At 63.4% G+C, this 19,467-nt stretch carries 21 protein-coding genes; 7 read left to right on the forward strand and 14 right to left on the reverse strand.

The window, feature by feature from the left end; genetic code table 11:
* Positions 1-27: 27 nt before the first annotated feature.
* Genes ACFQPB_RS04150 through ACFQPB_RS04160 form a run of 3 tightly spaced genes read right to left on the reverse strand, consistent with a single transcriptional unit; the run spans position 28 to position 3,969 of the window.
* Positions 28-654: a dioxygenase family protein gene (locus ACFQPB_RS04150; RefSeq protein ID WP_382219983.1), complete on the reverse strand. Its 627-nt coding sequence runs from the start codon at positions 652-654 to the stop codon at positions 28-30.
* A 46-nt stretch (positions 655-700) separates the two neighbouring features.
* Entirely contained in the window at positions 701-3,376 is a 2,676-nt protein-coding gene (locus ACFQPB_RS04155; protein ID WP_382219985.1) for a bifunctional acetate--CoA ligase family protein/GNAT family N-acetyltransferase, read from the reverse strand.
* Positions 3,373-3,969 (reverse strand): DUF502 domain-containing protein, encoded by a 597-nt coding sequence (locus ACFQPB_RS04160; protein WP_382201241.1) that lies wholly within the window; start codon positions 3,967-3,969, stop codon positions 3,373-3,375. The genes ACFQPB_RS04155 and ACFQPB_RS04160 overlap by 4 nt, the downstream gene beginning before the upstream one ends.
* A gap of 141 nt (positions 3,970-4,110) precedes the next feature.
* On the opposite strand from ACFQPB_RS04160, the gene ACFQPB_RS04165 reads away from it, so the two are divergent.
* Positions 4,111-4,446, forward strand: coding sequence for a hypothetical protein (locus ACFQPB_RS04165; protein WP_382219987.1), 336 nt, complete (start codon positions 4,111-4,113; stop codon positions 4,444-4,446).
* Here ACFQPB_RS04165 and rsmI read toward each other — a convergent pair whose 3' ends face one another.
* A complete protein-coding gene (rsmI, locus tag ACFQPB_RS04170) occupies positions 4,447-5,376 on the reverse strand; it encodes a 16S rRNA (cytidine(1402)-2'-O)-methyltransferase (protein WP_382220127.1) in 930 nt (309 codons plus the stop codon). It lies immediately after the preceding gene.
* Here rsmI and ACFQPB_RS04175 point away from each other — a divergent pair.
* The 5 genes from ACFQPB_RS04175 (at position 5,376) to ACFQPB_RS04195 (ending at position 7,824) form a co-directional block, all read left to right on the forward strand.
* Positions 5,376-5,798: a YraN family protein gene (locus ACFQPB_RS04175; protein WP_382219989.1), complete on the forward strand. Its 423-nt coding sequence runs from the start codon at positions 5,376-5,378 to the stop codon at positions 5,796-5,798. The genes rsmI and ACFQPB_RS04175 overlap by 1 nt on opposite strands.
* 40 nt (positions 5,799-5,838) lie before the next feature.
* Positions 5,839-6,129: a nucleotidyltransferase family protein gene (locus ACFQPB_RS04180; RefSeq protein ID WP_382219991.1), complete on the forward strand. Its 291-nt coding sequence runs from the start codon at positions 5,839-5,841 to the stop codon at positions 6,127-6,129.
* Positions 6,126-6,494 (forward strand): HepT-like ribonuclease domain-containing protein, encoded by a 369-nt coding sequence (locus ACFQPB_RS04185; protein ID WP_382219993.1) that lies wholly within the window; start codon positions 6,126-6,128, stop codon positions 6,492-6,494. Before ACFQPB_RS04180 ends, ACFQPB_RS04185 begins: the two co-directional genes overlap by 4 nt.
* A gap of 74 nt (positions 6,495-6,568) precedes the next feature.
* Complete coding sequence (locus ACFQPB_RS04190) at positions 6,569-7,177, forward strand: SIS domain-containing protein (RefSeq protein WP_382219995.1); 609 nt, start codon at positions 6,569-6,571, stop codon at positions 7,175-7,177.
* A complete protein-coding gene (locus tag ACFQPB_RS04195) occupies positions 7,174-7,824 on the forward strand; it encodes a BON domain-containing protein (RefSeq protein WP_382219997.1) in 651 nt (216 codons plus the stop codon). The genes ACFQPB_RS04190 and ACFQPB_RS04195 overlap by 4 nt, the downstream gene beginning before the upstream one ends.
* 438 nt (positions 7,825-8,262) lie before the next feature.
* Here ACFQPB_RS04195 and ACFQPB_RS04200 read toward each other — a convergent pair whose 3' ends face one another.
* The 10 genes from ACFQPB_RS04200 to ACFQPB_RS04245 form a co-directional block, all read right to left on the reverse strand.
* A complete protein-coding gene (locus ACFQPB_RS04200; protein ID WP_382219999.1) occupies positions 8,263-9,177 on the reverse strand; it encodes an NAD(P)-dependent oxidoreductase in 915 nt (304 codons plus the stop codon).
* A 39-nt stretch (positions 9,178-9,216) separates the two neighbouring features.
* Positions 9,217-9,510, reverse strand: a complete 294-nt coding sequence (locus ACFQPB_RS04205) for a hypothetical protein (protein WP_382220001.1) — start codon at positions 9,508-9,510, stop codon at positions 9,217-9,219.
* 14 nt (positions 9,511-9,524) lie between these two features.
* On the reverse strand, positions 9,525-9,980 hold the full coding sequence (locus ACFQPB_RS04210) for a type IV pilin protein (protein WP_382220003.1): 456 nt from the start codon (positions 9,978-9,980) through the stop codon (positions 9,525-9,527).
* 9 nt (positions 9,981-9,989) lie between these two features.
* Positions 9,990-13,580, reverse strand: a complete 3,591-nt coding sequence (locus tag ACFQPB_RS04215) for a pilus assembly protein (RefSeq protein ID WP_382220005.1) — start codon at positions 13,578-13,580, stop codon at positions 9,990-9,992.
* A gap of 28 nt (positions 13,581-13,608) precedes the next feature.
* Entirely contained in the window at positions 13,609-14,103 is a 495-nt protein-coding gene (locus tag ACFQPB_RS04220) for a pilus assembly PilX family protein (protein WP_382220129.1), read from the reverse strand.
* Positions 14,103-15,077, reverse strand: coding sequence for a PilW family protein (locus tag ACFQPB_RS04225; RefSeq protein WP_382220007.1), 975 nt, complete (start codon positions 15,075-15,077; stop codon positions 14,103-14,105). The genes ACFQPB_RS04220 and ACFQPB_RS04225 overlap by 1 nt, the downstream gene beginning before the upstream one ends.
* 53 nt (positions 15,078-15,130) lie before the next feature.
* Positions 15,131-15,757: a type IV pilus modification protein PilV gene (pilV, locus tag ACFQPB_RS04230; protein WP_382220009.1), complete on the reverse strand. Its 627-nt coding sequence runs from the start codon at positions 15,755-15,757 to the stop codon at positions 15,131-15,133.
* The gene (locus ACFQPB_RS04235) at positions 15,723-16,325 is read right to left on the reverse strand and encodes a GspH/FimT family pseudopilin (protein ID WP_382220011.1); all 603 of its coding nucleotides are present in this window, start codon (positions 16,323-16,325) and stop codon (positions 15,723-15,725) included. The genes pilV and ACFQPB_RS04235 overlap by 35 nt, the downstream gene beginning before the upstream one ends.
* A gap of 181 nt (positions 16,326-16,506) precedes the next feature.
* A complete protein-coding gene (locus ACFQPB_RS04240; protein ID WP_382220013.1) occupies positions 16,507-17,643 on the reverse strand; it encodes a PilT/PilU family type 4a pilus ATPase in 1,137 nt (378 codons plus the stop codon).
* Between the two features lie 5 nt (positions 17,644-17,648).
* Positions 17,649-18,692 carry a type IV pilus twitching motility protein PilT gene (locus ACFQPB_RS04245; protein ID WP_382220015.1) on the reverse strand — a complete coding sequence of 348 codons (1,044 nt, stop codon included), beginning with the start codon at positions 18,690-18,692 and terminating at the stop codon, positions 17,649-17,651.
* Between the two features lie 42 nt (positions 18,693-18,734).
* Between ACFQPB_RS04245 and ACFQPB_RS04250 the strand changes: the two genes are divergently transcribed.
* A complete protein-coding gene (locus ACFQPB_RS04250) occupies positions 18,735-19,430 on the forward strand; it encodes a YggS family pyridoxal phosphate-dependent enzyme (protein ID WP_382220017.1) in 696 nt (231 codons plus the stop codon).
* The last annotated feature ends 37 nt before the right edge of the window (positions 19,431-19,467 follow it).

Raw genomic sequence — 19,467 nt, forward strand, 5'->3', positions numbered from 1 at the left:
CTCGGCGTGAACCTATGTGACGCGGGGTCAAAGTGCCAACACGATGGGGAAACGGGCGTGCTGCCCGTCGGCCCCGGGCACAAAAGGCACGGTCAGCGCGGCGCGTTCGGCATCGCTGCGCAGACGGCGCCACAAAAAGTCGCGCTCGTTGCCGGGGTCGCCTTGCACATACAGCTGGGTGGTCAGCACAGCGCGTTCGCCCAGCTTGACCTTGACGTGGATGTGCGGCGTGCGCGAGCTGTAGGCGACCGGGCGCATCGTGCGGAAGCGGTAGGCGCCTCGCGCGTCCACCGCCACGCGGCCAAACCCCTGGAAGGCCTGGTCGGCGCGCCCACCGTCACCGGGGTGGTGGTAGTGACCCTGGTGATCACACTGCCAGATCTCGACCTGAGCGCCGCGCACCGGCACGCCGGCTGTGTCGGTCACCACGCCTTCCACCCAGGCAGGTGTGCCCTGCGCGTAGGTGGCGGTGCCGTTGCGCAGCAGGTCAAAGTCGGTGTCGTCGGGCAAATCCAGCGGGTAGAACGGACCTTCAGTCTGTGCCGGCGTGGGCAGGCGCCGGGCCTGGGCCAGCGCAGGTGTGAGCAGTGCGGGCGCGGCCACCACGGACGCAACACCCCCCAGCAAACGGCGGCGGGACAACAACAGGTTCATGGCAACACTCCGACGGGGTGGAAGCCGGTGCGACTCCGTTCGCCGCTCAGGGTTCCTGGGCGCCTGTGGTGTGCAGCGGCAGTTCGATGTGGACCAGCCCCGGGTCGTCGTCCGACGGCGACTCGGCAAAACCCAGGCGCTTGGCCAGCAGCCGCATGCGGCTGTTTTCCTTGAGCACCGTGCCCACGATACGGCGCGTGCCGTGGGCGCGCAAGGTGCGAACCAGCTTGTCCATCAGCATGTGGCCCAGACCACCGCCCTTGATGTCGGAACGCACGATGACGCCGAACTCGGCGCTGTCGTTGTCTGGGTCGATGCCGGCACGCACGGTGCCCAGGGTCTCGTGCCCACCGTCGGGCAACTCGCCTTCGGCGATGAAGGCCACCTCGCGGGCGTAGTCGATCTGGGTCAGCCGCGCCAGCTCGGAATGTTCGATGGTGCGGCGGCTGTAGAACACGCGCAGCCGCACGTCCTCGGGCGAGAGTTTTTCGATGAAGGCGCGGTGCTGCAACTCGTCTTCAGGACGGATGGGGCGCAGCAGCAGTTCACGACCCAGGTGGGTGATGCGCTCTTCCTGCTCCACCGGGTAAGGGCGGATGGCGAAGTTGGCCGCGCCCGCCGGGCGCTGGGCGCTCAGGCGCACCCGCGCATCCAGCGCCACCGCGCCGTCGGCGTTCACCACCAGCGGGTTGATGTCGAGTTCGGCGATTTCGGGCACGTCGGCCAACAGTTGCGAGATGGCCACCAGCACGCGCTCGATGGCGGCCATGTCAGCGGCGGGCTGGTCGCGGTAACCACGCAGCAGCTTGGCCACACGCGTGCGCGCAATCAGTGCCTGCGCCAGCGGGCCGTTGAGCGGCGGCAGCGCCAGCGCACGGTCGGCCACCACCTCCACCGACACGCCGCCCTGCCCGAACAGGATGACCGGGCCAAACAGCGGGTCGACGCTGGCGCCCACAATCAGCTCGTGCGACTGGCGCAGTTTGACCATGGGCTGCACGGTGAAGCCGTCCACCAACGCGCCGGGTCGCTCGGCGGCCACGCGGGCCAGCATGGCGCGGGCGGCCTCGCGCACTTCGTCGGCGTTCGCCAGGTTCAGGCGCACGCCGCCCACGTCGGACTTGTGCGAGATCTGGTGGGACAGGATTTTGATGACCACCGGAAACCCCACCGCCTGGGCCGCGCGCACGGCGGCTTCCGCGTCGGCGGCAGCGATGTGGGTGGGCACCACCGGCAGGCCAGCGGCGTGCAGCAAGGCCTTGGCCTCGGGTTCGCTCAGCAGCTCGCGCCCGCTGCCCAGCACGTCGTTCACGATGGCGCGGATGGCGGCCAGATCGGCCACCGGGCCCAGCGGCGCTGACGATGGCGTTTGCAGCAGCTCTTCCTGGTGACGGCGGTAGGCTTGCAGAAAGCTGAAGGCGCGCACGGCTTCTTCGGGCGTGTCGTAGTCGGGCACGCCGGCACCGCGGAAGATGGCACGCGCCTCGTTCACCGCATCAAAGCCCAGCCAGCAGCCCATGAGGCGCGAGGGCTTGAGCGTGGCCAGTGGCAGCAGGGCACGTGCGATGTCGGTGCTGGGCACGATGGCGGTGGGCGCCTGCACAAACAGGATGGCGCTGTGTCGGTCTTCGCGCAGGGCGGTGAGCGCATCCACATAACGTTGGCCAGGCGCGTCGCCAATGATGTCCACCGGGTTGCCCCGCGACCAGTTGGCGGGCAGCACCGCATCGAGCCTGGCCAGCATGGCCTCGTCGAGTTCGGTCAGCTCCACACCCGCGTGCGCGGCGGCGTCGGCCGCCATCACACCGGCGCCGCCGCCGTTGGTGAGGATGACCATGCGCTCGCTCTTGTTGTCGCGAAAACGCGCCAGCAGCTCGGCCGCCAGGAAGAGGTGCTGCAAGGTGAACACGCGCAGCATGCCGGCGCGCGAGATGGCGGCGTCGAACACGTCGTCGGACCCCGCCAGCGCGCCGGTGTGCGAGGCCGCCGCCTTCTGGCCTTGGGCCGAGCGCCCGGCCTTGACCACAATGACCGGCTTGTTGCGTGCCGCCGCACGCGCGGCCGACATGAACTTGCGCGGCGCCTCGATGCTCTCGATGTAGAGCAGGATGGCGCGGGTGCGCGGGTCGCTGCCGAGGTAGTCCAGCATGTCGCCAAAGTCCACATCGGCGTGTTCACCCAGCGAGACGAAGTGCGAGAAACCGATGCCACGCGAGCCGGCCCAGTCGAGCATGGCCGTCACCAGCGCGCCCGACTGCGACACGAAGGCGATGTCGCCCTTTTGTGCGCCGATGTGCGCGAAGCTGGCGTTCAGCCCCCAGTGCGGCACCAGCATGCCGATGCAGTTGGGCCCGAGGATGCGCAGGGTATGGCGGCGCGCGGCGTCCAGCATGCGCTGCTTCTGCGCCTTGTCCAACCCGGCGGTGACCACCACGGCGGCGCGTGTGCCTAGGCGGCCGAGTTCCTCGATGAGACCGGGCACGGTGGCGGCGGGCGTGCAGATCACGGCCAGGTCGGGCACGGCGGGCAGCGCGGCGGCACTGGGATACACCGGCACGCCATCGATCTCGCGGCGTTTGGGGTTGACGCCCAGCAGCTGGCCGCTGAATTCCGCGCGCAGGTTGCGCCAGATGGTGGCGCCCACGCTGCCGGGGCGCTCCGACGCCCCGAACACAGCCACGGTGTTGGGGGCAAACAAGGCGTCGAGGTTGCGGATGCTCATGTGGGTTTTCCTTGTTTCAAGGCCATCCAGGCGATCAGCGACTGGCGCATGGCTTCTTCGACCGACATATCCATGGGCGTGACCCACGCGCGCGGCACAAACACGGTGTAGCCGCCGATCATGTAGCCCATGGGCAAATACACCGCCACCCGGTCGCCGCGCAGCAGGCCATCGGGCAGGTCGTCCAGCGACTGCCGCGTGACCATGCCCACGATCTCCAACGGGTGGTCGGGCAAACGCAGCGCCACCACCTGCTGCGGGCTTTGTTCGTGGCTGGGCGAAAAGTAGTCGGCAAAACTCTTGAGCGAGGAGTAAATGCTCTTGACCACCGGCAGGTTGGTGAAGGGGAATTCGAACAAGGTGAGCAGCCGGCCCATGAAGGGCTGCGACACCACAAAACCCAGCACCAGAATGGCCAACACGCCCAGCACCAGGCCCATGCCGGGCAGGTAGAAGTCGCCCACCATCGGGCGGATGACCCACATGGCCAACGCCTCGGACCAGGCCAGGAAGATGTAGAGCAGGTAGAGGGTCACGCCCACCGGCAGGATGGTGACCAGGCCACGAAGAAAGTACTGGGACAGGCGTTTCATGGGGGCTCCAGGGAGCATTGAGCATAGCAGCGGGTCATGACATGACGGGCGGTGCTTGAGAAGGCGCTTTTCGCCCACAATTGCATTCCCCGTGTTGCACATTCCGTGCCCTTTTGACGCGCCGCTGAGGCGCCGGACTTGATGAACGATTTATTCAACGCGCTGGGCCGCCTGTTCAGCGCCGCGCTGGGCCTGATCTTCTGGCTGTTTGCTGCCGCGCTGGGCCTGCTGCTGGCGGGCGTGGTGGCCGTGCTGCTGCTGGTCGGCGTGGTGTGGGCCATGCTGCGCGGGCGCCGCCCGGTGCGGCCGGTGTACGTACACCAGTTCCAGACCTACGCCCGCGAACGCGTGTGGCCCGGCCGCCGTGGTGCCACCCCAGCCACCACCGATGAAGTGGTGGACGTGCAGGCGCGCGAGGTGCACGACAACACGGGCGGGCACAGCCTGCCGCCGGCCACCCCCGCCACCGACCGCTGATCAGGCGTCTTGTTCGCCTGCCTGCTGGCGCCGCGCCAGCGCCGCCTGGTACACCGCGTTGCGGGGCGTGCCGGTGATATCGGCACACAGCCGCACGGCGGTTTTCAGGGGGAGTTCCTGCAACAACAAATCCAGGGCACGCGTTGTGGCAGGGGGCAAGGCGGCCTCGGCGTCCTCACCGGCGGCCACGGGCGGGTGCAGCAAGAGGGCAAATTCGCCTCGACCATGCGAGGCATCGGCCGACAACCATGCCGCCAAGCCACCACACGGCAGGTGCACCACCTGTTCAAACTGTTTGGTCAGCTCGCGCCCCACGGTCAGGCGGCGCTCGCCCAGCGCGGCCAGGTCTTTGGCCAGTGAGGCCATGCGGTGCGGCGCCTCCAGCAACACGCTGGCCAGCGGCTGTTGGGCGAGCTGATCCAATGCCCGCTGCCGGTCCGCCCCTTTGGCGGGCAAAAAGCCCACAAAAGCAAACCGCCCCTCGCCCTCGGTGAGGCCGGCCACGCTGAGCAAGGTGGTCACGCTGCTGGCGCCCGGCACCGGCACACAACGAAAACCTTGCGCCTGCGCCTCGGCGCACAGGCGCGCGCCGGGGTCGCTCACACCGGGCGTGCCGGCGTCGCTGACGAAGGCCACGCGCTCGCCCCGGCGCAGGCGTTCAAGCACCTGTTGGGCGGCCTCGCGTTCGTTGTGCTGGTGCAGGGCGAGCAAGGGCTTGTGCAGGCCAAAGGCTTGCAACAGCCCGGCCGTGTGGCGCGTGTCTTCACAGGCGATGGCGTCCACCAGGCCCAGCACATGCAGGGCGCGCAGGCTCAGGTCGGCCAGGTTGCCGATGGGTGTGGCCACCATGTAGACGCTGGCCTGCGGATAATGCTGGGCACCGGCAGCGGCCTCGGCGGCACTGCGGGCAGGGAGGAAGGCGGCAGACAATGGCATGGCCCCGGTTCAAGACAAAAAACAACGGCCCCAGCACCAAGGCGGTGGGCGACGCCGCCGAAGACGCGGCGCTGGCGCATCTGCAAGCGGCTGGTTTGCGGCTGGTGGCGCGCAACTTCCGCACACCCGGACGGGGCGGCGGCGAGATCGATTTGATTATGCGCGAGCGCGACGGCACGCTGGTGTTTGTGGAGGTGCGCCGGCGCGCGAGCAGCACACATGGCGGCGCAGCCGCCAGCGTGGGCGCCACCAAGCAGCGCCGCATCGTGTTTGCCGCGCGGCACTACCTGCTGCGCCTGGGCCAGGTGCCGCCCTGCCGGTTTGACGTGGTGCTGGTGCAGGGCGATGCAAACGGTCACCAGGCTTTACCGTCGCTTGACTGGATACGCGCCGCGTTTGACGCCGACGCTGCATAGAATCGGTTTCCAAGTGAAAACCACCACTTAGACTACCGCCATGCGCCCCTCCGAAGCACTGTCCCGGCACCGCTTGCAAATACGCGAAATCGCGTTGCGCCACCGTGTGGCTGGCGTGAGTGTGTTTGGCTCGGCCATCCACGGCGACGACACAGAAGGCAGCGACCTGGATGTGCTTGTGGACCCCACCGAGGCCACCACCTTGTTGGACATTGGGGCCATCCGCCATGAATTGAAGGCACTGCTCGGCATGGACGTGGACGTGTTGACGCCCGCAGCCTTGCCAGGCAAGTTTCGCGAACAAGTGCTGCGTGAGGCGGTTCGCTTGTGACACGCGCTCGGCCCTTGCGCACACCCGACTACCTGTCCCACATTGCTGAGGCCATCGCCCTCATCCAAACCTACACCGCAGGCATGGACGCCAGCGGCTTCTTGGGCGACCGCAAAACGCAAGACGCCGTGATTCGCAATCTGGAGATCATTGGCGAGGCGTGCCACAACGTGCTCAAGCGCGACCCGGCGTTTGCGCAACTTCACCCACAGGTGCCTTGGGGGTTTGCGTACGAAATGCGCAATGCACTCGCCCACGGCTACTTCACGGTGGACCTGCCTATCGTCTGGACAACCGTCACACACGATCTGCCCACACTGGATGCTCAAGTACAGGCGCTGCAGGCGCTCTTTCAGGACCCATAGCCGCCACCGCTATCATTCCCAGTTTTGCGGCGGCGCAGCAGCGCCTCGTCCCACCTTTGCCGCTCCACCCCAACATGCTTTCCCAACGCATACAACAGCACTTCATCGACAGCGCCGATCTCAACTACCAATGCGCCCAGTTGCTGGCCGCCCCGGTGGAGGCGGCCGTCCATGCGCTGCTGGCCTGTGTGACCAGCGGCGGCAAGGTGCTGGCCTGTGGCCTGGGTGGCTCGGCCGCAGCGGCGCAGTACTTCACCGCCAGTTTTGTGGGCCGCTTCGAACGCGACCGCCCGGAACTCGCCGCCACCGCCCTCAGCGCCGACACCACGGTGCTGACCGCACTGGCCCAGGGTTTTGAGCCGCGGGCGGTGTTTGCCCGTCAGGTGCGCGCCATGGGCCAGACCGGCGACCTGCTGCTGGTGTTGGCCGTGGGCAGCAATGGCGAATCGCTGCGCGACGCCGTGAGTGCCGCCCACGAACGCGACATGACCGTGGTGGCCATCACCGGCCCACGCCCCGGCCCCATGGGCGCCTTGCTCAAAGACACCGACGTGCTGGTCAGCGTGCCACACGACCGCCTGGCACGCGCCCAGGAAGTGCAGTTGCTCACCTTGCACTGCCTGCTTGACGGCGTCGATGCACAACTGTTGGGCGACAGCCCGGAACCGGAGACCTCCGCATGAGCCTGAAATTTCCTTTTCGTTCTGTGTTGACCGCCACCCTGCTGGGTGCGGCCCTGAGCGCCTGCGCCCCCCTGCTGGTGGGCGGTGCCGTGGGCACTGGTGTACTGGTGGCCACCGACCGCCGCACCTCGGGCGCACAGTTGGAAGACCAGGGCATTGAACTGCGCGCGGCCAACCGCCTGCGTGATCAGATCGGCACCCGCGCCCGCATCAGCGTGACCAGCTACAACCGCCGTGTGCTGCTGACCGGCGAAGTGGCCAACGCCCGCGACAAAGCCTTGGCCGAAGAAATCGTCTCGCAGGTGGACAACGTGCAAGGCCTGGTGAACGAGCTGTCCATCACCGCCAGCCCGACGCTGACCCAGCAAGCCAACGACACACTGACCACCGGCAAGGTCAAAGCCGGCCTGGTGGACGCCAAAGACCTGTCGGCCAGCGCATTCAAGGTCATCACGGAACGCGGCTCGGTGTACCTCATGGGACGGGTGACACAACGCGAAGCCGACAAAGCCACCGAAGTGGCCCGCAACATCACCGGTGTGTCGCGTGTGGTGCGCGTGCTGGAAATCATCAGCGACGACGAGCTGCGCCGCATCCAGGCGGGCACCGCCACGCAGGCGCCGGTGGAAAACCGACCCCTGCAGTAAGGTTGTTTGGGCTTGGCCGCTGGGGCCACAGTCTGAACACCAGGCCAGGATCAGGGCGGGTCCGCCACGCCTCCCGGAGTTCGGTCGATGTCGTTCACATCCACCGGCTCCCGTGGCAGCCCGCCTGTATCCCTGCTGCTTCTTGTGGCACTCTGCGGTGCCTCACTTTTTCTCCCTGAGCTTCTTGTGATTTCGGTCGCTCTGCGGCGCCTTCCGTTTCCTTCTCCCTGACTTCCCAACCCCAACTCCCTGCTTGTCTGGGCTTGCCCGGTCACGCGCTGTTGTTGTGTCCACTCCCTGTGTGCGCTGTGTCGGTCTGCCGTTTTTTGGTGCTTCTTGTTCTTGCTCCCTTGGGCTCAACTGTAGGTGCTTCGGTTAAATCAAACATCCGCATCTGTGACATTTGAGTGTGTTCACGCCACATCAGCCCCAAGGGCCTCACTTCAAGCGCTTGATCAGGCTGGACGTGTCCCACCGGTGGCCGCCCATGCGCTGCACGTCGGCATAAAACTGGTCCACCAGCGCCGTGACCGGCAGGCGCGAACCGTTGCGCTTGGCCTCGTCCAGCACCAGACCCAGGTCTTTGCGCATCCAGTCCACGGCAAAACCGAAGTCGAACCGGTCGGCCACCATGGTCTTGCCCCGGTTGTCCATCTGCCAGCTCTGGGCCGCGCCCTTGCCAATCACGTCCAGCACCTGGTTCATGTCCAGGCCAGCGTTTTGGCCAAAGGCCACCGCCTCGCTCAGGCCTTGCACCAGCCCGGCGATACAAATCTGGTTGACCATCTTGGTCAGCTGGCCAGCGCCGCTGGCCCCCATCAGCGTGAAGGCGCGCGAAAAAGCCATGGCCACCGGCCTCACCGCGTCAAACGCAGCGGCATCGCCCCCACACATCACCGTAAGCGCACCGTTTTGCGCACCCGCCTGACCACCCGACACCGGCGCATCCACAAATTGCAGACCCAGGTTGCGGGCCGCCGTGTAAAGCTCACGCGCCACGTCAGCCGAAGCGGTGGTGTGGTCCACCAACACCGCGCCCGGTTTCATGCCGGCCAGGGCACCGTTGGCCCCCAGCACCACCGAGCGCAAATCGTTGTCGTTGCCCACGCAGCAAAACACGATGTCGGCGCCGGCAGCGGCCTCGCGTGGCGTGGCGGCACTGGTGGCACGGCCGGTGGAGCCGAACTCGGCCACAAACGCCTGGGCTTTGGCGGCCGAGCGGTTGTAGACGGTGACACGGTGCCCGGCCGACACCAGGTGCCCGGCCATGGGGTGGCCCATGACGCCGAGGCCCAGGAAGGCGACGGATTTGGAGGGGGTGGGGTCGTAGAGGCGAGTGGAGGTAGCGTTCATGCAGCGCAGTTTAGCCGCCTATAAACATAAGTTTGCGCTTCAGCGCGGCTTCGTTTTGCGTTGCGCTTCCGCAGCAGGATCGGCAAGCGATTCGGACTTGCTCAGCACGCATTGCTTGACCTGTTTGACGCCAGCGGTTCGCCCCTGACCAAGCTTGATGCGCACGCGCGAGGCCACAGCCTCTGCACGCATCCGATTGGGCGCTTCCACAAATACGATCTGTGCTGCATTGTTCGAAAGAACGACATGGCAGTCGTACTCTACATCAGCAGCCGACGCCCAAATCGGCAGAGCGACCATTCCGCACAGGGTAGACAAATGCAACAGTTTCATGCCCATCTCCTTGTTCAGTTCCAACAGTCCGTGGTGGCGGCGTCAGACGAATTTTTCGACGTCTTGGCCCCGGTGGAGTCCAGGCTGAAGCTCTTGCACTTGATGTCCTTGTCCTGTCCTTTGCCTGCGACGGCAGTGGCCGTGAGGGTGTAGCAGCGGGCGATGCTGCCACACGCACCGGCTGCAGCAGCAACGGAATACAAACCCGTCTCTGACAAAGCCGGGTTGGCCGCATACCCCAGCGCCGTCATGCTGGTGGTGTAGGTACGAAAGTTCAGGATGTACTGCTCCTGTTTGCTCGCAGCATCCATGAGCACGGTCCGCGCCTCGGTGCGCCTGCTCTTTTGGATGTAGCTCGTATAAGCCGGCAAGGCGACGGCTGACAGGATGCCCACAATTACCACGGTGATCATCACCTCAATGAGCGTAAACCCACCCTGGTGGCGCTTTCTACAAAATGCGGTTTGCATGTGGTCCTCTCAGCGTCGGTCAGGCAAGTACCAATAGCGACCGGAGTCACGGCCTGGCACATAGCTTTCATTGGCGTTGCGGGGGATTTTGGTCTGCAACCCTGTGGTTTGCGCTGTTCTTCCAAAACCACCTCCAAAAATCGTTCCCGGTGTGGTTGTTTTTGGCACGCTGCCCGGCGGGAGCATCAATTGGATGACCCGATCGGGGCCCGCATAGATGGACGGCGTGTCAGTGATCATCGATCCCGTCACCACACTGCGGTCGCTCAGCGTCAGGGAGTTGCTGCCGTTGAAATCGAGTTTGGCGCTGGCGTCAAACATGTTGAGTGCATACAAGCGGCTGGTCCCTGCGGTCGGGACGCATTGGTTGGCGCTGAGCGCGCTGCCTCCTGGAGAGAATGTCGTGAAATAGACCGTGCCAGCGATTGTGCGCGACGTTGCCAACGACTTTTCACCGCTGGCCGCCGTCAAATTGACATACCACCCTGCGGCCGCGTCCAGCGTACTCTTGGCAGCCACCTTTTCCGTCTCAGACCCCACCTGTATGAGGTTGGCCGATGCGTTATACAAGTTGCTGTGGGTCACTGGCAACACACATCTGGGGTCTGACGATGGAACCGCACAGGGTTTGCTCGGCGGGTTGGTGGTGTAGATGCCAGTCTTGTAGTCACGCACCATATAGAGACGATCTGAGTTGTCGGTGGCGTTGGGGTTGCTGCGATCGCCACTGCCCAGCATCAATGCATCAAACGGGGTGGTGCCCTCCACCGCACGGGCCACTTCGACGGCGCTGAAAAAACGGCGGTCCCCGGCGTGGTTGGCCTCGGCCAGCTCAGCCATCTGCAACACCCGCCACGCCGAGTGATCGGTGGAAGGAATCGAATCACCTGCCAGATCCACACGCCAGATGTTGCCCCCCACATCCGCGATATAAATGCGATCCGCATAGCCGTCACCATTGCTATCCATCACCGTAACAGGGGCCGGCATGGGGTAAGTAAACGCCGAAACCTGCTTGTTCTTAGTGCTTGCCGCACCGGGCGTGGCACTCCACAGCAATGCGCCAGTGACCGCATCGACCACATAGATGCCGCGCCCCATGGCGGCCGATGTGCCACTGGCCAGTGTGGTCTTGTCATCAAATGAGGTGTCGTAGCCGGCGGCAAAAACCAACACGGGGTTGGTGTGGCCTTTGACACGCGTCACGGTGGGCACCGACCAGGTCTGCCCCAACTCGCTGAAGCCCGTGGTCGTGTTGTCGATTTTCCACATGAAGGCTGGGCTGTCGGGATTGGTCAAATCCAAGGCATACAACGCCCGACCACCACGGCGCAGTCCTAAGAATGCGTACACTTTGTCGTTGTCCGACGCCTTGATGGTGCCATCGCTGTTGGCGTCATGGCGGTAGACGACTGGTGGCGCGTCCACCCCGTAAATGGCATCCACGCTCTCGGCGTTGTCCTGCCTGAGCGCCTGGATACGAGCCATCGGCCTCGGCATGAAGGCCCAGGATTCTGCCCCGGTGTCACCACTGAACATGTGCAAGAAGCCTGCATTAGTGCCCACAATCAGGCGCAGATCCGGGTTGCTCTGGGTGTAGCTGCCGCGTGCGCCGTAGTTGATGGCAACAGGCCGGCTGTTCAGAATGTCGCCCATGACCCAGGCGCGCTTCGACGTCTTCGCACTGCTCGTCCAACCCCGGGCCCAAGCCAACAAATCATTGAGTTCGGTCTGGCTGCTCACGCCAAAGGCACTGAACAGTGCTGCATCATTGGCAACCCCAAAATTAGTGGCTGTCACCCCACTCGTGGTCAGGTCGGCAAGGTTGCCGGCGGCGTTGTCGAACTTGATGACCCGCCCGTCCATATCGCGTGCCAACAGCAGGTCGCCCACCCCGCCCTTGTTGACCACAGGTCCGTCCTGGGTAGTCCCCCAGAAGGTCACAGCGCTGGTCTTAAGTTGTCCAGTTGCGTTGTCCAACGCAGCCACACCGTTTGCGTCCACGTAGCTGGCCACACCCGACGCATTGACCGCGACCTTGATCTTCTTGATGTTGCCGGGCCAGTCGGTCGTGGCCTTGGGGAGGAACATGGCAAGAAACACCGAGTCCAGACTCTGGGTACGGCTGAAGCTGTCCACCGCGACCGCAGGCGACGTGAAGGACGAACTCGTGGAAAGGATGTCGGTGATGGCGCCCTGGAAGGCCGACGTCAACTCCTCGGTGTTGTAGGCGGTGTAGTACTTGCCGCCGCCATTGGCAGCCGCATCGCTGAGCAGCGTCTGGTTGGTTGCAAAACCGATGGTGTACGTGATGGCTTTTTGTGTACCGTTGCTGGCGTTGCCGTCCAGGTCCTGCGTGTACATGTGCTCGGTGAGCACCGGCAGGCAGTTCTTTTTGGTGCCGCCGTTGCCGTCGGCGTAGCTCTTGCATGTCTTGCCGGTCAGCGTTTCGATGGCCGAGTTGGCACTGGTGTCGTAGGTGGGTTCACCGTCGGTCATGAGGATGACGTAGAGATACTGGCAATCCCCTGCGGGGCTGGCATAGGTACCCGAGGGGCTCTCCGCTGCACTGTCCTTGACGGGGCCATCGTTGCCGTTGGAGCGGTTGCCGTAGACCAGCGTGGAACCCGACAGATAGCGGTACGCTTCGTACATAGATTCACACAAGGGTGTCCATGTGTCCGGACTCAAGCCGTTGACCATGTTGACCAGCGCCGTTCTCTGGGCATCGGTGCTGTTCTCGATGATGCGACGCACAATCCGTCCACCGTTGTAAGTGGTGCTTGCGTTGTCGTTGAACACCGCCAAACCGAAATCGATGCCGGGATTGGCCTGGATGATGCTGGAAATCACGGTGCGCGCCACGTCCATTCTGGACCGGTCGGTCAACTCGGTGCTGTGATGCCAATTCATGTAATTCGCGGTGTAAACGCGCTGGGTGCTGTCCCAGTCGTCGTCCACCGACGTCTGCCGGTTGCTGCCATAAGGGCGAGGTGTGCTGCTGCGCGGATACCCGTTTCCGGGGTTTGAGGTGCCGGTTCCGTTGTCGTTGTTCGAGTCCACCACGTCTTGCCGACATTCCACGTGAAGGGGGTCCTGCCGGTTCTTATCCAAGCCCTCGGACCAGCCGCTGCTACTCGATGTGTTCCAGCGTGCCCAACGGTTGATGTAGAACCCTTGCTGCGCAAGAGGAGTGTAGGACGACCCACAACGGTTCTTCTGTTGGTTGAACCACTGGCTCGTGCTGGCAGACGGCGGGTTGCCACTGTTGCCATCGGCCCAGTAAAGTCGGCCGCTCTGGATGTTGCCCACGTTGGGGTAAGTCTGGCTGGGGTCGTAGGCCGGCTTGTTCTGCGCCTTGGTGTCCATGCTGCCCGAGTTGTCGAACACGATCAGCACCTTGGGCCGGGCCCCGGAAGTATCGAACGACGCTCGGAAAATCTCGGTTTCGTCGGCATGGGCAGGGGCGCCCACCACAGAAAGAATGCCCAAAACGGTGGCGCCACATAGCGCCCGCAAGCCCAAACGGGCGCTGCGTTTGTCATGCACAACGAGCTTCATGATGGACCTCGCATGTTTGAAAAGAGTGGAGTTGTTCATGTTCGTTTGCGAGGAGACAAGGACCGCCTCACTCCAAGATGGCCTGCTTCACACGCACACCCACGGAGGTGTTGGCATCGGCGGTTTCATGGGCAGACACCACCCGGTGTAAATGAAAGCCCACCGTGGTCGAGTTGCCGCCAGCTTGCCCGGTAGGGCTCTGGGTATCGGGCACAAGGGACCGCCCCATGTAGGCAATCGAAACCGTCACGCTGGAGGCGCCGGTATTGAGGTTGTCTAACAAAGCCCCAGTGCTCAGCGCCGTCGGCGTGGCAACCGACGTGAACAATACATCCCCGGTGGCAGGCGCCAGCGTTTCCAACGCGGCATTCAACCCTGCCTCGGCTGCGTGCTCCGACTCCATATGCGCCTGCATGTTGCGCGCCATGCGCACATCCATGGTTGCGGTGTTGGCGGCGTACACGCCAATCAGCGTCACGATGATCAGAAAGATCATGCTAATGGCCAGCACAGCCCCTCTCTGTCGGCGCATGCTTGGCAAAGGCAAATTCGTTTTCATCATCACGGATAGACAAAATTGCGCACATTGACGGTTTCTTGCACCACCGTCCGGTAGCGACGGTCTCCAGCGCCCGGTTCGAAATAGTCGTAACCGGCTTCGTTGCCTTCCAGTAGCACATACCTCAGGTTTCGGGACACACCACCAGGATCAATATCTGCGCTGCGCACCAACAATCGCAGTTGCACCGAGGCGACGCTGACCCAGTCGGATGTGGTCATGTCGGCGGTTTCCATGTACTTGACCTGAGGGGTCACGTAATTGCCACCCAACACGCCGGGCACCACGCGCAAGCGCTCCACCCCCTCAACCAAGTCTTCGGTGTCTACCACCAAAGCCGTGCCATTCCATCTGAGCGCCTTGCGGCTGAGTGTGGGCTCTCGGCCTGCCACGTTGCGCACGTAGTAAATGTTGGCGAGGTATTCCCAGGCCACGCCGTCGGAAATTCGCGTCAGGTCAGGCTGTACGTTGCCCCTGAACAGTTGCCCATCGCTGCCAAGTCGGCTGGCCCACAGGTACACGCGGTTGGCATTCAACGCCTCGGGCGCATCTACCGTGCCATCGTTATCGCTAAGGTCGTCGAGCGCACCATCGGAAAATGGTACAGGCCGCACCGACTTGATGATCAACACGTCAGAGTCAGACTGTGCGTCGGCGATGCAACTGACGGGCGTGGCAGACGTGGCTTTGACGACACGGAAGTGGTTGGCTGTATCAACAACGCTGGCTGTTCCGGTGCAGTCTCCTGTGATGGCGGCCAAGCTGTTCAACAAACTAGGGGGGTTAGGGTTCGCACCACCAAAAAACCCCAGGTGGGCTAGATTGTTGGACAACAGGTAAAGCGCGAAGCGCGCGCTTTCGTTGACCCGCGAGACGTTTTCGGTTTCCGTGTAGCCGCGCTTAGAAACGATATAGATGGCCGACACCCCACCGATGAGGAAGAGGCCAATGAACATGGCCACCAGCAACTCCAGCATGGACACCCCGCGCTGGGCTAGCGGGAGGGCTCGGTGGGGAAACAGGCGGAGGCTCATAGCGCTGACATCACACTGTTGATGACGACTTGCTGGCGATAGGGCAAATCGGCTGTGGCCCAAGTGCCGCAAGATGTGTTGGCATCAGCGGGGTCGGTGGTGGCCACCAGGCCACGCCAGTTGATGATTACCCGCACTTGAGTGCCGTTGACAACCACACACCCACTGGGCGACACCAAACCACCAGCGTTGGCGTTGCTCGCGTCTTTGTTGAGCGTAGATGCCCCGTCGATTCGCTGCTCCCACTCCCACATGTCCCAGGCCACCAGTTGCGCAGCCGTACAACTGGCAGCAGCGGCACCGCCCAGACATTTGGTGGGAGCAGAAGCGATACTCCCACTGCCAACCGGAGCAGACCCCGTCGCGTAGGCTGTCAAACTGACGGGATTTAGCGTGATGCGCTGCATCATGTCGTTCGCCAGCGAGAGCGCCAGGGTGCGCTGGGAAGCTTGAAAGCCCGCGCGTTTGGTAGCCACCTGCAGTCCGGCCATACCTATGAGGCCAACCGAGACCACAATGACCGTGACCATCACTTCCAGCAGGCCAACGCCGCGCTGGCGAGATCTCCGGCCTTGTGTTGGCCCGCAATCAGGGACAGGCGAGATTGGCATTGTCATGTCCATTGACGATGTTGTCCTTGGTGCTGTTGGTGTCGGTTGCAACAGCGATGCGGCCACTGGCCAACAAAATGGATCCGCGCGCAAAGGTGTTGCCACGCCCGTCACAAAAGCGGAACGTGGCACCGGCACCGTCTGCCGAGAAGCCCTGCGCGTTGAACTGAACCGTGGTTTTGGTGTTGGGCAACAGGGCCACGTTCAACGTGGTGGGCACCTGAACGCTGCGAATGACTACGTCATCCGTCGCCACGGCGGGCACGCTGACATCGATGACCCCATCGCCATCGCGGTCGATGAACGCCAGCCAGGTCGCGCTCCACCCTCCGTTGCAAGTCATGCCATCGGCGCTACCGCAAACCGTGACTGTGCGTCGCTGGGCAATGGCCTCTACCCGCGCAGCATTGAGCAACCCGACCATGCTGTTGACTTGCCCAACCATGCGGTTGTTGGCAATGAACGTGGTCAGCCCCGGCACCCCAACGGTGAGCAGGATCGCAGCAATCGTCAGCGTCACCATCAACTCGAGGAGGGTGAAACCAGCCATCTGCGTGGGCAACCTGCGTTCAGCAAACATCCAAAGCCTTGAGGGAGAACACGCGAGCCTTCACAAGGCTTCAAACGTGAACTATTGTCTCTTTATGCTAGGGAGTGCCGCCAGGCAAGTCAAAGAAATGTCAATTTGTTATGACGATCGGTCTTTTCTATGAGACAGACGGCTACAACGCGCAGGAACTCAATCTGCTTTGACCAAAAACTCAGACGATTGTCATGTGCTCTGTGCCTGCCGCCAGGTCCATGGAACGGGCGCGCTGGCTGTTGAGCTTGATGTGCAGGCGCAGGTCGTTGGCCGAGTCGGCGTTGCGGATGGCCTCGTCGTAGCTGATGAGGTTGTTTTCGAAGGCGTCGTAGAGCGCCTGGTCGAAGGTCTGCATGCCGATGTTGCGGCTCTTTTTCATCACCTCCTTGATTTCGGTCAGCTCGCCCTTGAGCACCAGATCGGCGATCAGCGGGCTGTTGAGCATGACTTCGATCACGGCCGTGCGGCCCTTGCCATCCTGTTTGGGGATGAGGCGCTGCGAGATGAAGGCGCGGGTGTTGAGTGACAAGTCCATCAGCAACTGAGCGCGCTTTTCTTCGGGGAAGAAGTTGACGATGCGGTCAAACGCCTGGTTGGCGTTGTTGGCGTGCAGCGTGGCCAGGCACAGGTGGCCGGTTTCGGCAAACTGGATGGCGTGCTCCATGGTTTCGCGGTCGCGGATTTCGCCCATCAAAATCACATCGGGTGCCTGGCGCAAGGTGTTCTTGAGCGCGATTTCCCAGTCGTCGGTGTCCACGCCCACTTCGCGTTGGGTTACCACGCAGTTCTTGTGCGGGTGCACAAATTCCACCGGGTCTTCCACGGTGATGATGTGGCCAAAGCTGTTCTCGTTGCGCCAATCCACCATGGCCGCCAGCGAGGTGGATTTGCCCGAGCCGGTGGCGCCCACAAAGATGCACAGACCGCGCTTGGTCATGGCGATGTCTTTGAGAATCTGCGGCAGGCCCAGCCCATCCAGCGTGGGAATGGTGTTGGGAATGGTGCGCAACACCAACCCCACCTTGCCCATCTGCACCAGAGCGTTGACGCGAAAACGACCGATGCCACCGGGCGCGATGGCGAAGTTGCACTCCTTGGTGCGCTCAAACTCGGCCGCCTGCTTGTCGCTCATGATGGAACGCGCCAGCGCCTGGGTGTGCACCCCCGTCAGCGGCTGCGGCGAAACCTTGGTGATCTTGCCATCCACCTTGATGGCGGGCGGAAATTCGGCCGTCAAAAACAGGTCGCTGCCGTTGCGGCTCACCATGAGCTTGAGCAGGTCGTTGATGAACTTGGTGGCTTGATCGCGTTCCATAACGGTCACCCAGGAAAGTTTTCAGGGATCTTGGCCTTGCTGCGTGCCTCGGCGGCGCTGATGACATTGCGGCGCACCAGCTCGGTCAGGTTTTGGTCCAGGGTCATCATGCCGGCCGAATTGCCGGTCTGGATGGCCGAATACATCTGCGCCACCTTGGCCTCGCGGATGAGGTTGCGGATGGCAGGTGTGCCAATCATGATCTCGTGCGCCGCCACGCGGCCCTGACCGTCCTTGGTCTTGCACAACGTCTGCGAGATGACGGCCTGCAGCGATTCGGACAACATCGCCCGCACCATCTCTTTTTCCTCGGCGGGGAACACGTCGATGATGCGGTCGATGGTTTTGGCGGCACTCGACGTGTGCAGGGTGCCGAACACCAGGTGGCCGGTTTCGGCGGCCGTCATGGCCAGGCGGATGGTCTCCAGATCGCGCATTTCGCCCACCAGGATGGCGTCCGGGTCTTCGCGCAGCGCCGACTTGAGCGCGGCCGCGAAGCTCAGCGTCATCTGCCCCACTTCGCGCTGGTTGATCAGGCACTTCTTGGATTCGTGCACGAATTCGATCGGGTCTTCCACCGTGAGGATGTGGCCGTACTCGTTTTCGTTGAGGTAGTTCACCATGGCCGCCAGCGTGGTGGACTTGCCCGAACCCGTGGGCCCGGTCACCAGCACCAACCCACGCGGCTTGAGCGCCAGGTCGGCAAAAATTTTGGGCGCGTTGAGCTGTTCCAGCGTCAGGATCTTGCTCGGAATGGTGCGGAACACCGCCGCCGCACCCCGGTTCTGGTTGAAGGCGTTGACGCGAAAACGCGCCAAGCCATCGATCTCGAACGAGAAGTCCACTTCGAGGAATTCCTCGTAGTGTTTGCGCTGGGTGTCGTTCATGATGTCGTACACCATGGCATGCACCTGCTTGTGGTCGAGGGCATCCACGTTGATGCGCCGCACGTCGCCGTGCACCCGTATCATCGGCGGCAAGCCGGCCGAGAGGTGCAGGTCCGACGCCTTGTTCTTGACGCTGAACGCGAGCAGTTGGGTGATGTCCATTCCCTAGGGCCCCATCCTCAAATTGTTTTTGACAATCCCATTATGACCACGATTGGCGACAATCTCCAAAGCCAGCGCGCACGGCTGTGGCGTGCGTGCGAACAAGCCGGGCGGCCGCCTGATGCGGTGCGGCTGTTGGCGGTGAGCAAGACCTTCGGGCCCGACGCCGTGCGCGATGCACTGGCGGCCGGTCAACTCGCTTTCGGCGAGAACTACGTGCAAGAGGGGGTGGACAAGATCGCTGCGGTGGGTGCTGTGCCGGGCATCGAATGGCACTGCATCGGCCCCCTACAAAGCAACAAGACGCGCCCCGTGGCCGAACACTTCGACTGGGTGCAATCCGTGGACCGGCTCAAAATTGCCCAGCGCCTGAGCGAGCAACGCCCCACACACCTGGCACCCCTGCAGGTGTGCATCCAGGTCAACGTGGATGGCGGAGCCAACAAATCCGGCGTCACCCCGGCCGAACTGCCCGCGTTGGCCAGCGCCGTGGCCGCCTTGCCGCGCCTGAAGCTGCGCGGGCTCATGGCCATACCCGAGCCCGCCCCCGACGCCGCGTCAGCGCGAGCGGTGTTTGCCCAGGTGCGCGTGCTGTTCGAGGCGCTCAACACACAAGGTTTGGGCCTGGACACACTGTCCATGGGCATGAGCGACGACCTGGAACCCGCCGTGGCCGCCGGCAGCACCATGGTGCGGGTGGGGCGGGGGGTGTTTGGCGCGCGGAGCTACGCCATCTGACACCGCTGCGCAAATTTAATTTTTGTTATTACAATAA

The organism is Hydrogenophaga atypica (genome assembly GCF_042665215.1).
GTDB classification, from domain to species: Bacteria; Pseudomonadota; Gammaproteobacteria; order Burkholderiales; family Burkholderiaceae_C; genus Hydrogenophaga; species Hydrogenophaga defluvii_A.